This window comes from Rhizobium sp. X9, assembly GCF_018873185.1.
Classification (GTDB): domain Bacteria; phylum Pseudomonadota; class Alphaproteobacteria; order Rhizobiales; family Rhizobiaceae; genus Agrobacterium; species Agrobacterium oryzihabitans.
Genome location: NZ_CP071311.1, coordinates 3,059,820 through 3,072,383, shown reverse-complemented (window position 1 = coordinate 3,072,383; position 12,564 = coordinate 3,059,820). Strand labels below are relative to the sequence as shown.

15 protein-coding genes are annotated in these 12,564 nt (G+C 59.3%); 6 read left to right on the top strand and 9 right to left on the bottom strand.

The genetic code is table 11. From position 1 onward, the window contains the following. Positions 1–24 precede the first annotated feature (24 nt). Complete coding sequence (locus JZY08_RS14760) at positions 25–426, bottom strand: ketosteroid isomerase-related protein (RefSeq protein WP_216330541.1); 402 nt, start codon at positions 424–426, stop codon at positions 25–27. A gap of 73 nt (positions 427–499) precedes the next feature. On the opposite strand from JZY08_RS14760, the gene JZY08_RS14755 reads away from it, so the two are divergent. The 3 genes from JZY08_RS14755 to lepA all read left to right on the top strand — a co-directional run bounded on the left by JZY08_RS14755 (position 500) and on the right by lepA (position 3,886). Continuing rightward, positions 500–1,120 carry a GNAT family N-acetyltransferase gene (locus tag JZY08_RS14755; RefSeq protein ID WP_216330540.1) on the top strand — a complete coding sequence of 207 codons (621 nt, stop codon included), beginning with the start codon at positions 500–502 and terminating at the stop codon, positions 1,118–1,120. After that, positions 1,117–1,986: a carbon-nitrogen hydrolase family protein gene (locus JZY08_RS14750; RefSeq protein ID WP_137038514.1), complete on the top strand. Its 870-nt coding sequence runs from the start codon at positions 1,117–1,119 to the stop codon at positions 1,984–1,986. Before JZY08_RS14755 ends, JZY08_RS14750 begins: the two co-directional genes overlap by 4 nt. A 61-nt stretch (positions 1,987–2,047) precedes the next feature. Then, positions 2,048–3,886: a translation elongation factor 4 gene (gene lepA / locus JZY08_RS14745; RefSeq protein WP_035241462.1), complete on the top strand. Its 1,839-nt coding sequence runs from the start codon at positions 2,048–2,050 to the stop codon at positions 3,884–3,886. A gap of 71 nt (positions 3,887–3,957) precedes the next feature. Here lepA and JZY08_RS14740 read toward each other — a convergent pair whose 3' ends face one another. Continuing rightward, positions 3,958–4,365: a DUF2000 family protein gene (locus tag JZY08_RS14740; RefSeq protein WP_216330539.1), complete on the bottom strand. Its 408-nt coding sequence runs from the start codon at positions 4,363–4,365 to the stop codon at positions 3,958–3,960. 94 nt (positions 4,366–4,459) lie between these two features. Between JZY08_RS14740 and JZY08_RS14735 the strand changes: the two genes are divergently transcribed. Beyond that, positions 4,460–5,236, top strand: coding sequence for an AraC family transcriptional regulator (locus tag JZY08_RS14735; RefSeq protein ID WP_164056359.1), 777 nt, complete (start codon positions 4,460–4,462; stop codon positions 5,234–5,236). Here JZY08_RS14735 and JZY08_RS14730 read toward each other — a convergent pair whose 3' ends face one another. Next, the gene (locus tag JZY08_RS14730; protein ID WP_216330538.1) at positions 5,237–6,124 is read right to left on the bottom strand and encodes an NAD(P)/FAD-dependent oxidoreductase; all 888 of its coding nucleotides are present in this window, start codon (positions 6,122–6,124) and stop codon (positions 5,237–5,239) included. Between the two features lie 156 nt (positions 6,125–6,280). On the opposite strand from JZY08_RS14730, the gene JZY08_RS14725 reads away from it, so the two are divergent. Next, the gene (locus JZY08_RS14725) at positions 6,281–6,739 is read left to right on the top strand and encodes an Rrf2 family transcriptional regulator (RefSeq protein WP_216330537.1); all 459 of its coding nucleotides are present in this window, start codon (positions 6,281–6,283) and stop codon (positions 6,737–6,739) included. Positions 6,740–6,807: 68 nt separating this feature from the next. On the opposite strand, the gene JZY08_RS14720 is transcribed toward JZY08_RS14725, so the two are convergent. Together JZY08_RS14720 and JZY08_RS14715 are read right to left on the bottom strand one after the other, a co-directional pair. After that, entirely contained in the window at positions 6,808–7,125 is a 318-nt protein-coding gene (locus JZY08_RS14720) for a hypothetical protein (RefSeq protein ID WP_003493304.1), read from the bottom strand. 72 nt (positions 7,126–7,197) lie between these two features. Next, entirely contained in the window at positions 7,198–8,610 is a 1,413-nt protein-coding gene (locus JZY08_RS14715; RefSeq protein ID WP_216330536.1) for a PLP-dependent aminotransferase family protein, read from the bottom strand. Positions 8,611–8,726: 116 nt separating this feature from the next. Between JZY08_RS14715 and JZY08_RS14710 the strand changes: the two genes are divergently transcribed. Next, positions 8,727–9,602, top strand: coding sequence for a DMT family transporter (locus JZY08_RS14710; protein WP_003493298.1), 876 nt, complete (start codon positions 8,727–8,729; stop codon positions 9,600–9,602). An 11-nt stretch (positions 9,603–9,613) separates the two neighbouring features. Here JZY08_RS14710 and JZY08_RS14705 read toward each other — a convergent pair whose 3' ends face one another. From JZY08_RS14705 to JZY08_RS14690, 4 genes are all read right to left on the bottom strand, one after another. Further along, positions 9,614–10,723: a GH25 family lysozyme gene (locus tag JZY08_RS14705; protein ID WP_035241456.1), complete on the bottom strand. Its 1,110-nt coding sequence runs from the start codon at positions 10,721–10,723 to the stop codon at positions 9,614–9,616. A 177-nt stretch (positions 10,724–10,900) separates the two neighbouring features. Continuing rightward, on the bottom strand, positions 10,901–11,089 hold the full coding sequence (locus tag JZY08_RS14700; RefSeq protein WP_216330535.1) for a YegP family protein: 189 nt from the start codon (positions 11,087–11,089) through the stop codon (positions 10,901–10,903). Positions 11,090–11,175: 86 nt separating this feature from the next. Beyond that, positions 11,176–11,874 (bottom strand): type 1 glutamine amidotransferase, encoded by a 699-nt coding sequence (locus JZY08_RS14695; RefSeq protein ID WP_216330534.1) that lies wholly within the window; start codon positions 11,872–11,874, stop codon positions 11,176–11,178. Positions 11,875–12,002: 128 nt separating this feature from the next. Further along, positions 12,003–12,452 (bottom strand): DoxX family protein, encoded by a 450-nt coding sequence (locus JZY08_RS14690; RefSeq protein WP_082183492.1) that lies wholly within the window; start codon positions 12,450–12,452, stop codon positions 12,003–12,005. Positions 12,453–12,564 lie beyond the last annotated feature (112 nt).

Here is a 12,564-nt window from a genome sequence, read left to right as displayed (position 1 = left end):
TGTTTCCGCCTGGCAAAAGATGCCTCAGGCGCCGACCTGGGCAATCCAGTCGTTCAGATTATAGTAGTTAGTTACTCGGCTAACTTTTCCATCCTTCAGGTCGAAGAATGCGCCGGCAGGCAGGACATATTTCTGGCCGTTCGCTTCCGGCAGACCTTCATCGGTTGCGAGATATTCCCCGTTCACGATGAATTCCGCAGAAGCGCGCTTGCCGTCCTCGCTCGCCATGATGACCATCTCGGTGAGATTTTCCCTATAGCAGCGGTTCATGTGGTCCATGAAGGAGGCAAAAGCCGCCTTTCCGGTCTGGCGCTCGCCCTGATTGATGTCGTGCACCACCTCGTCGTGAAGAAGCGCCAGAAAGGCATCCATGTCCTGACGGTTGAAGGCATCGTAATAGGCGCGGATGGTCTCAGTGGCGGTCATTGTCTTCTCCGTTCAATGCTTGCGCGGGTTTTCCATGACGGTATAACCAGTGCAACCGAAAGTGAAAATGCCCATGACCGTCGAAATCAAGTCTCTTTCCGGCATCGACGCCACGCCCTATCTGGATGACCTTGCGCGCCTGAGGATCGAGGTGTTTCGCGCCTTTCCCTATCTCTATGACGGCTCATTGCACTACGAGCGCAAATATCTGGCGACCTATGCCGACACGAAAGGTGCGGTTTTCGTGCTGGCGCTTGACGCCGGGAAAGAGGGCGAACAGGTCGTGGGCATGTCCACCGGCATGCCGATGGCGGCGGAAACGGACGACGTGAAAATGCCCTTCCTCAAGGCGGGTTGTGATCCGGACAGGATATTCTATTTCGGTGAAAGCGTGCTTCTCCCCGAATATCGCGGTCATGGCGTCGGCGTGCAGTTCTTCGAGGAGCGGGAGGCGCACGCAAGAAAGCTTGGCTTCGACTGCTGCACCTTCTGCGCTGTCGAGCGACCCGCAGACCATCCGCGCCGGCCGGCAGACTACGTGCCGCTGAATGCCTTCTGGGAAAAACGCGGCTATCGCCATCACCCCAAGCTGCGTACCAGCTTTACCTGGCGAGACCTCGACGAGAGCGTTGAGAGCCCGAAACCCCTGTCCTTCTGGATGAAGACCATAGCCGCCGGAGAGGAAAGCAGATGACGAAGCTCGCCGCCAGCCAATATGCCATCGAACTGATCGAGACATGGGAAGCCTATGCCGCCCATCTTTCCACCATCGTGCGCGAGGCGAAAGAAAGAGGCGCAGAGCTGCTGCTGCTGCCGGAATATTCGGCCATGGCGCTGACCGGGCAACTACCGCCCGACGCGCGCTGCGATCTGCACCGTTCCATCGAAGAGATACAGCCGCTCATTCCCTCCTGGGTCGAGCTTTGCGAAGAGCTGGCGCGGCAACATCAAATCCTGTTTCAACCGGGCAGCGCGCCGGTGAAAGACAAGGACGGCAAGTTCCGCAACCGCGCGTGGCTGTTCGGCCCGGAGGGGCTTATCGGTTATCAGGACAAGCAGATCATGACCCGCTTCGAGCGGGAACAATGGAATATCCATGCCGGCATCGAGGGTCTGAAAGCCTTCGAGACGCCGATCGGCACGCTTGGCATCCTCATCTGCTACGATAACGAGTTCCCGATGCTTGGCCGGAAGCTGGCCGAGCTTGGCGTCGAACTGGTTCTCGCCCCCAGCTGTACCGACACGCTGGCAGGTGCCTACCGGGTGCGTATCGGCGCGCAGGCCCGGGCGCTCGAAAACCAATATGCCGTTCTCTCCTCCCCCACGGCAGGCGAGGCCCCATGGTCTCCCGCTGTCGATGAAAATCGTGGCCGCGCCGCACTTTACGTGCCGTCCGACTACGGCATGCCGGCCTCCGGTATCGTTGCGGAAAGCGAAAGCGATACGGTGACACAAAGTACGCTGCTGATTGCCGATATAGACCTTGCTGCCGTGGCGAGGCTCAGAACCGAGGGACAGGTGGCCACCCGCCGCGACTGGCCAGAGCAATTTGCGATCTGAAAAGCCCATTTTAAAGGGCTTTTAACCAAATTCCCGCTTTGCGGCACGGGAAGCCCCTGCTATAGCGCGGGGCATGAGCACAAATTCGACCCGCACGCCCCTGGACCATATCCGCAACTTCTCGATCGTTGCCCACATCGATCACGGCAAATCGACGCTGGCCGACCGGTTGATCCAGTCGACAGGCGGCCTTGCCGAGCGCGATATGTCGGAACAGGTTCTCGATTCGATGGACATCGAACGCGAGCGCGGCATCACCATCAAGGCACAGACCGTGCGCCTGCACTACAAGGCGAATAACGGCGAAACCTATGTGCTGAACCTCATCGACACGCCCGGTCACGTCGACTTTGCCTATGAAGTGTCCCGCTCGCTCTCCGCCTGCGAAGGCTCATTGCTGGTGGTGGACGCCTCGCAGGGTGTGGAAGCCCAGACGCTGGCCAACGTCTATCAGGCGATCGACAACGATCATGAACTGGTCACCGTGCTCAACAAGATCGACCTGCCGGCGGCCGAACCCGACCGCATCAAGGAACAGATCGAGGAAGTGATCGGCATCGATGCTTCCGACGCGGTGATGATTTCGGCCAAAACCGGTCTTGGCATTCCCGATGTTCTGGAAGCCATCGTCAACCGCCTGCCACCGCCGACGAGCGATGTCGGCGAAAACGGGCCGCTCAAGGCGCTGCTGGTCGACAGCTGGTACGACACCTATCTCGGCGTCATGGTTCTCGTGCGCGTCATTGATGGCGTGCTGACAAAGGGCCAGCAGATCCGGATGATGGGTTCGGGCGCGAAATATGGCGTCGAGCGCGTTGGCGTGCTAACGCCGAAGATGGTCAATGTCGACAGCCTCGGCCCCGGCGAGATCGGTTTCATCACCGCCTCGATCAAGGAAGTCGCCGATACGCGTGTCGGCGATACGATTACCGACGACAAGCGCCCGACGGCGCAGGCCCTGCCCGGCTTCAAGCCCGCGCAGCCCGTGGTGTTCTGTGGCCTCTTCCCGGTTGACGCAGCGGACTTCGAAGACCTGCGCGCAGCGGTGGGCAAGCTTCGCCTCAACGACGCCTCCTTCTCCTTCGAAATGGAATCGTCTGCCGCTCTCGGTTTCGGTTTCCGCTGCGGCTTCCTCGGCCTGCTGCATCTTGAAATCATTCAGGAACGTCTCGAGCGCGAGTTCAATCTCGATCTCGTCGCGACAGCACCTTCGGTTGTCTATGAAATGACGCTGACGGATGGCACCGAGAAGGAACTGCACAACCCGGCCGACATGCCTGATGTTGTGAAGATCAAGGAAATCCGCGAGCCGTGGATCAAGGCGACGATCCTGACGCCTGACGAATATCTCGGTGGCATTCTGAAGCTCTGTCAGGACCGGCGCGGCCTGCAGACCGAGCTGACCTATGTCGGCAACCGCGCGATGATCACCTATGAATTGCCGCTCAACGAAGTGGTGTTCGATTTCTACGACCGGCTGAAATCCATCTCCAAGGGTTACGCCTCGTTCGATTACAACATCATCGACTACCGCGCCGGCGATCTCGTCAAGATGTCGATCCTCGTCAATGGCGATCCGGTGGATGCGCTGTCCATGCTGGTACACCGCTCGGCGGCCGACCGGCGCGGACGCGGCATGTGCGAAAAGCTGAAGGAACTCATTCCGCCGCACATGTTCCAGATCCCGATCCAGGCAGCCATCGGCGGCAAGGTCATAGCCCGCGAAACCGTGCGCGCGCTGCGCAAGGACGTGACGGCGAAGTGCTATGGCGGCGACGCGACGCGCAAACGCAAGCTTCTGGACAAGCAGAAGGAAGGCAAAAAGCGCATGCGCCAGTTCGGCAAGGTGGAAATTCCGCAGGAAGCCTTTATCGCCGCTTTGAAGATGAACGACGAATAAGCGACAGCCATATCGTCATTGCTTTTAAAAGGGAGGCTTACCGCCTCCCTTTTTACATTCAGGACACCTGCTCAGGCGTGAAGCTTCGCGCCCTTGGTGATCTTGTCGACGATTTTCTTATCCGCTCTCAGCGCCATGCCCACCACCTTTGCATTGTCAGGCGAAAATTCCGAAAATACCTGGCGGTTGGCGACGTCGTGGCCGGTGGCAAACATTTCCTCGATGTAGAGCGATGTGGTGACGTCGCGTTCGAGCGATCGTTGATGGATCTTGCGCAGCGCTTCCTGATCCGTGGCCATCACGACAATCGGCTGGACGGAAAGGGGATTGTAGACGTTGCCCGCCCCGTCGCGGTATGGTTCGCCAATGATCTCTTTCGTCTGGGCGACAATCCCGGACATGAGAAATGCGGTGACGTTCAGTTTTTGCCATACGGCAAGGTCATCACGAAGGATGACGGCGATCTTGGTATCAAACATGCGAACTCAATCTGGCTGTGGTTACGAAAGAGAAGCGATCCTAGATGCTTCGGGCGTCAGCGATCTTGAACGTTCGTGCAAATTCGAGGGGATTGTGCAGGCACCTTCGAGCGAGGGTATCGAGCGCATCGAGGCGCGCTTTCATGGCAACGCCTATGCGCCGCATCGCCACGATACCTATGCGCTGGGCGTCACGCTTTCCGGCGTCCAGACCTTTTCCTATCGTGGTACAGCCCATTTCAGCACGCCCGGAAAGGTGATCGTTCTGCATCCGGACGAAGTTCACGATGGCGGCGCGGGCACCGATGAAGGTCTGCTTTACCGCATGCTCTACCTTCCACCGGAAAAGACGATGGAGGCGGGTTATCACACGCTACCCTTCGCAAGAAATCCCGTCATCGAGGACGAGGAGTTCCGGCAATGCCTGATCGAGGCGCTCGGCAATCTCGAAGGCGAGCCGGATAATCTGCTCCTGACCGACTGGCAATCCAGACTGGCGGATCTGCTCTTTAAGCATTCGAACGGAAGTGAGAGAACCATCAAGCGGCTGGACCGGAGCGCCGTTTTCCGTTGCCGGGACTATTTGCTGGAAAACAGCGCCGTTTCGGTCGGTTCAGACGAGCTGGAGGAAATAAGCGGGCTCGATCGCTTCACCCTCTTTCGTCACTTCCGCTGCCTGTTCGGCACGAGCCCGCATCGTTATCTCATCATGCGGCGTCTGCAAAAATGCAAGGACATGATGCGCGCGGGTGCGGGCCTTGCCGAAACGGCGTTTGCCTGCGGCTTTGCGGATCAGGCGCATTTTACCCGCCACTTCAAGAATGCCTTCGGCATGCCTCCGGGCCGCTGGCTGAGCCTTGTTTCGCACTGATCATTCCGCGAACATGATCGACCTGTGAGCCGCAGTCCCTGCCATGGCGCCGTCGCCCACCGAAAGAGCGACCGAGCCGGCGGGTCTGGCCACATCGCCGCTGGCGAAGATGCCGCGCACTGTCGTCTGTTTCATGGCATCCGTCACGATGCTTGATCCCATTGGCCCCTCTTCCACGGTGCAGCCGAGCTTTTCGACCCAGTCCGAGGTGATCTTCAATCTCGGTTGCGTGAAAAGCCCGGCCAAAGCAATGCTGCGCCCGTCCGCAAGAACGACATCCGCATGCCCCGCGATTTCCTTGATGCGCTCTTTTTCCACACGGACGCCCCGGGCTGACAGAAGTGCGCTCTGTTCGGCATCGGCTACAAATATACCGTTTGTGAAGAAGGTGGTTTCACCCCAGTCCGGCAGCATCAGCGCATGGTGGATGGCCAGCGGCGAGGCCGCGATGACGCCGATCTCGCCTTGGTTCAGTTCGTATCCATGGCAATAGGGGCAATGGAAGACGGTGCTGCCCCAGCGTTCCTTCAGCCCGGCTATGTCAGGCAATTCATCGGCAACACCCATGGCCAGAATGAGCCGGGCCGCACTTTCGCGGCGAGTGTCATTAATCTCGACGACAAAGTCATCAAAAGCTCCCTCGGCATTCGTTACCCTGCCCTTTGCCCAGTGTATCGTCGGGTAGCCCTCAATTTGGCGGCGCGCCTCGGCGATGATTTCGCCCGGGGCCTTGCCGTCCTGGCCGAGAAAACCGTGGGAGTGGCTTGCGAAGCGGTTTCTCCGCTCACCCGCATCCACCACGAGGATGTTTTTTCGGGCGCGGCCGAGCTGCAGGGCAGCGGAGAGGCCGGCATAACTGCCGCCGATGATGATGACGTCGTATTTCATGATGCACCTATCGTTCTGAAGCCGAGCCGGAAGCACTCGTTCAATTTCACGATACTTATATTGTTACGTGATTTTTGGAGTCAATAGTCACGCAACTTATATTGTTACGTCAGAAGGAAGCTGATAGCGTCGCCAAAAAACAGACGGGCTTCAGCAATGAGACACGATACGCGCCTCTCGCGGGTGCTGCATATTCTTATCCATATGGAAAAACATGAGGGCGCAGCCACCTCCGAGAGCATCGCGGCGATGCTTCAAACCAACCCTGTGGTGGTGCGCAGAACCATGGCGGGCCTGCGGGAGCACGGTTATGTGTCTTCGGAAAAGGGTCATGGCGGCGGCTGGGTTTTGGCGCGCCCCCTCAGCGACATCACGCTGCTTGATATCTACCGCGCGCTCGGCACACCGGAACTCTTCTCTATAGGGCTCGCGGGCGACAATCCGAACTGCGTGATTGAGCAGGCGGTCAATTCAGCGCTTTTCGATGCCATGAAGGAAGCGGAGGAAATTCTCCTCTCCCGCTTTGGAAGCATCACGCTTTCAGCGCTGGCGGAAGAATCGATCGCCCGCTGGTCCAGGCTTTCCAACCACCCTTCCGCCATGGAGCAGCTCTGAAGCGAGCCTTACGGCAACAAAAAACCGCCTGCCCGGAGGCAGGCGGTTTCATCAGATCGTTGAAACCGTTACGGCTGGGTCTGCGTGCCACCCGTATTCGGGCTAGCCGGTGCCGTATTGTTGGCAGGCGGCGTTGCCGGGGTCGTCGGAGCCATGGGCGCCGGTGCCTGATCCGTTGCCGCGGGCGGCGTGGTTGAGGATGTCGTTGCCGGATCCGTGGTCGGGCCGCTCATCTGCGACCAGGCGAAAACGCCCACCAGAACAACAACGATAATCGCCAGCCACGGCATCCAGGACGGAGACGTGCGGACACGCGGGTCATTGTTGATATTCACTTCCGGACGAAGATCGCGGTCCGGGCGCGGGTTGTTGGGATCGAATGTCATGGTATTTCCTCCTCTTCACTCTGGGGAGAAAACGGTGTTCACGGGATTTTGTTCCGATTCGTGCCAACCGGCCTATGACGGGCGATGATCGGCCCTCTGCCCAAGAGCATCCGCCAGCACCGCCATGACCTGTGGACCAGCCATTTGCGACACGTTGAAACGCATGAAACCGGAGGCGTTCTGCGAGGAGCTGAAAACATTGCCGGGGGCCAGCACCACCTGCTGCGAGAGCGCCCGGCGCGCCACATCAGCGGCATCGACGCCTTCCGGCAGGCGGCACCATAAAAACATGCCAGCCTGCGGCTCGATCCACGGCACGCATCCAACTGCCTTCAAACGCGCCGCCGCCTCCGGCACCGCCGCCGCAAGACGTTGCCGAAGCGCCTCGACATGCTTGCGGTAACTACCGTCAGTCAAAAGCGACAGGACCAGCGCTGCCGAAAAATGCGCGCCGCCAAAAGCGGTGGCGATCTTGAGATCGTTCAGGGCCTCCACCCATGCCGAAGGCGCTGCGATAAAACCACACCGCACGGACGCGGACAGCGTTTTTGAAAAACTGCCGATCTGGACCACTCGATTGAGCCCATCGAAAGCCGCCAGCCGTGGTGCCGCCTGGGTTTCGAAATCGGCAAAAATATCGTCCTCGATGATGGTAAGACCCGCCTGTTCGGCCAGCATCAGCAGGCGATGGGCGGAAACGGCGGAAAGCCTTGCACCTGTCGGATTATGGATCGCCGAATTGGTAATATAAAGACGGGGATTGTGCTCTCTCAGCGCCTGCTCGAAAAGCGGCAGGTCCGGTCCCGTTGGCGTATAGGGCACCCCGACAATCTTCACCCGGTGCGCCCGCAAAAGGGCATGGAAATTGAAATAGCAGGGATCATCGACAATCACCGTATCCCCCGGCTGCAGCAGGAAACGGCACAGCAGATCGATCGCCTGCGTGCCGGAATCGGTCAGCATGATCTGGCTGGCGCCCGCCTGCACGCCATGTTCTGCGAGCCTGCGCGACAAAAGCTGGCGCAGCGGCAACAATCCCATCGGGCTCGCATAATCCGTCAGCAGGGAAGTATCCGCACGGGCAAGCCCTCTCATTGCCCGCCTCAGCGCTTGCTCGGGCATCCATGACGCGGGAAGCCAGCCGCAACCCGGCTTGGCAAGGGCCGTCGCCTCATCCAGCGCTTGCCGCGACACCCAGAGCGGATCGACCGCCCTGTCCAGTTGAGGTTCGATATCGGCAAGAGAGAGCGGCGCAAGCGGACCCGCCACAAAAAATCCGGAGCCCGGGCGAGAGCTTATGGTGCCATCCGCCACCAGTCGATCATAGGCCTCGACAATGGTGGAGGTGGAGACCTGCATGGCCTTTGCCAACGCCCTGACGGACGGCAATCTCGCCCCTGGAACGAGGCTGCGCGAGGCGATGCGTTGCCGCACACTTGCCATCACCTTTTCTATGCGCGTGCCCGCAATGATCTGCCCGTCCACATTTTCCTCCAACCGTACCGCCCATACAACCATAACAGTTTCTTGAAATTGTATATGATTGTCGCTGTTGCCGCCAGCCGTTCAGGATCAAGAAGGGAAAAATACAGGAGACGATCATGGACAAGACGACAAGCGGCTGGCTGAACGGCCTTATCGGCGTGGTGATATTCAGCGGTTCGCTGCCCGCCACCCGCATTGCGGTCACGGGTTTCGACCCGGTGTTCCTGACCGTCGCCCGCGCCAGCATTGCCGGACTTCTGGCCCTCGCTTTGCTTTTCCTGTTCAGGCAAAAACGCCCGGCACGCGATGATCTGACATCGCTTTTCATCGTATCCTTCGGCGTGGTGGTGGGTTTTCCGCTTTTGACGGCGCTGGCGCTGCGGCACGTGACCTCGGCGCACTCCATCGTCTTCGTCGGATTGCTGCCGCTCGCAACCGCGATTTTCGCCGTGCTGCGCGGTGGAGAGCGCCCTCGTGCTGCCTTCTGGTTCTTTTCCTGCGTCGGCAGTGCCCTGGTGGCTGGCTACTCATTGTGGAATTCGCTTGCCGCCGGCATCAGCGCCTCGCTTGCCGGCGATCTTCTGATGCTGGGCGCGATTATCGTCTGCGGGCTTGGTTACGCCGAAGGTGCAGCCCTTTCCCGCAAACTGGGTGGCTGGCAGGTTATCTCCTGGGCGCTGGTTCTGTCCCTGCCCGTAATGCTGCCACTCAGCTTTTTCACAGGGCCGGAAACCCTTGCCGGCATCGATCCGCAGGCCTGGGGCGGCCTTGCCTATGTGTCGCTGTTCAGCATGCTGATCGGCTTCATCTTCTGGTATCGCGGGCTGGCGCTCGGCGGCATCGCCGCCGTGGGCCAGTTGCAATTGCTGCAGCCGTTCTTCGGGCTGGTGCTTGCGGCAACCCTGCTGCACGAGGAGGTCAGCCCGGCAATGGTCGGCATCACGCTTGTGGTGGTGCTGTGTGTTGCCGGCGCCAGAAAATTTGCGCGCTGACGCCCGCCGCTTCAGCTTGAGCGGCGGTCCACCCAGCGATGCCAGGCATCCTCGCTGCCGTTGAAGACGTTGAGATCGATGCGGCCATCGACACCATGCGACAGGCCGGAGCCGGAATATTGCCAGAACAGCCACTTGCGGCCCGGATAAACCACGGACGGATGCTGGGCGACGGCACGCAGCCAGAAGGGATAGTCTTGGAACTCGCCGGTCAGATTGTCCTTATAAAAATCGGGTGCGGTGTAAATGATCGGCCGCTGGCCATAATGGCGCTCGAGCTTGTCCATGAATACGCGCATCTTTTCCAGAACGCGCTCGCGGGAATGGCGCATCTTGCAGCTTGATTCGCCGTTATATTCCACGTCGATCACCGGCGGCAGCGCATCGGGATCACGCGGAACATTGCGAATGAACCAGTCCGCCTGTTCACTGGCCGAGCGGCACCAATAGAAGAAGTGGTAGGCACCACGGCGGATACCGGCTTCCTTCGACCGCTGCCAGTTGGTGCGGAACATCGGATCAAGATGATCGCCGCCATCCGTCGCCTTGATGAAAGCGAAATTGGCACCGCGCGTGCGCAGCTGCGGCCAGTTTATATTGGCCTGCCAGCGGGATACATCCACCCCATGGACCTGGAAGTGGCGTGGCTGAACCCTGCCGAAATTGATGGGCTTGGCATCGGTGAAGCTGGAGCGGAAGATGCGCGAGCGCACCTGAGCGCCGGCGCTCGCCGCCGGGGCGGCGGCCATGGCGAGTTGCACCGGACGCTCCATCTGGCGATCCGTGGGGCGTTCCGCCGGCCGTATCATGCCAGCCTGCGACGGGACCGGCAGGCGGATTTCAGGCGCGTTCTGCGGCAGGGACGCCCGTGGCGTAACGGCGGAAAAAGCCTTTGGTTCTTCTGGCACCGGCCCGCCCCATGCCAGAACTTCCTGTCTTGGCTGAGCGTTTATGGTCTGGGTGCCGACACTTGCCTGCGGGACGGGAGCAGACGGCGTGACCGAACTCGTCGTTTCCTTCGACGGCAAGCCGGCCACCAGGCTTTCCGGCCCGGAACTGGACGTACAGCCCCCAAGCAGAAGGCAACCGAAGAGAAATGCTGGCACAGCCGATGAACGCATGAGAACCCGTACGCAAAACAATCGGGGGCACTCTGACGCCGCCCGGAGACCTCGAAATACAATTGCTAACGGAAGATTATCAAAAAAGACTGAATCTTATCTTTACGCCGGCACCTGCCAATGCGCCTGTCAATTCTGGCAGGCCAAAAGCATCGAGGTCTCGCGGAACGGGTCTGTTCAGACGGTCATTGTCGTCAGATCGACGGTATTGGCGCCGGGGGAGTTTTTCTTGATCGACTCGATGGCGTGGATGGCAGATGCCTTCGCCTTGTATCCTTCCGATGAAAACATCGTTTCCCCGTTGGATGCCTTGAAGCGGAAGCGATATTCCCCGGCTTTGTCCTGATAGATTTCAAATTTATACATGATCATTGCGCCCCGTTTGCGAATGGTGATGAACGGTCGCAATTCTGAGCGGCCTTGGTCCTATTCGCAACCGATAATTGCTCAAATCAGATGAGACGTACCCAGGCACGGGCAATTTCCAGACCCGCAGCGTCGGCCATGTCCGCGCGCTGGCTGCGATGGTCACGGTAATTTTCCAGCCAGCCGGGCGCCATTTTTTCGATGGAGGTCGGGAATGACTGACGCCACCCATCGACAACCGTGGTCGATGCCTCGAAATGAAATTGCGTACCGTAGACCGCGCGGCCCACACGAAAGGCCTGATTTCGTGTCGCGCGATTGGTGGCAAGCCGCGTCGCCTCGGGCGGAAGCGTGAATGTATCACAGTGCCACTGGAAAATGGGGAATGTCTTCCTGAGCCCGGCCAACAGGGGATCGGACACGCCCTCCTCCGTCAGGGAAACATCTTCCCAGCCAAATTCAGGCGGACCTGCCAGGATATTCTCTCCACCATAGGCGCGCGCCAGCAACTGGCTGCCGAGGCAGACACCCATCACGGCCTTATCCGCATCGCCGAAGGCTTTCATCAGAAGAGCAAGCTCTGGGAGATAGGGGTAAAGCGCATCGTCAAGGGCGTTCTGCTCACCGCCCAGAACGACAAGGGCATCATGACCACCCGCATCGGTGGGAAGTGGCTCACCCGCATAGGCGCGGATGACATGCACATCTGCTCCCGCCTCTTGCAGAGCGACGCCGAGCTGGCCATGCGGCGTGCCCGCCATGTTTTCGATAATTGCAACGCGCATATGGCCTCTTGACGGCAAAGGTGGATTCAATCGGCGCAGATAGCCGCCTCAATCCACCTTCACCATGAGAAAACCGGTTTTTCAAGAGGCGCTACACCAATGGGGCAACAAGCCCGGCCTTCTGCGCCTCAGAACTCCCGGGACAGTTTCGCGTCGGCGGAATGCCGGTTGCCACCGCGAACCGCAAAGAACAGGAATATTGCCGCCCAGAGGATCGACTTTTCCGCGCCGCCCAGGCCTTCCGCCTTTACGATGCCATGAAAATAGACCGTCACCAGAAGAACAATCATCGCAGCGAAGGACGCCGGCCGCGTGAACAGGCCGATGGCCACCAGAATGCCGCCGAAAAATTCCGTGGCAGCCAGCAGCGGCGACCAGAAGACGCCGGGGTAAAAACCAAGGCTCTCCACCATGCCGACCGCCCCAAACGGGTTGAGGATCTTACCGAAGCCATGGGTGACAAGAAGAAGTCCTGCCGTCACACGCAGAACGGTCTCCACCAGATCATGCGTGGAGTTATAAAGCGGTGCGACCGCCGGAACGAAAAGACGCTGACGATTATTGTCGAACTGGGCCATAGGATCTCCACGTTTCAGCCTTCGATGCCTTATCTGTTGGCAAAGCCGAATGATAAGAACAAGCATCTGGCAGGTAAAAACATGAGTGTTATAGTTGACATTGTCGTGACCG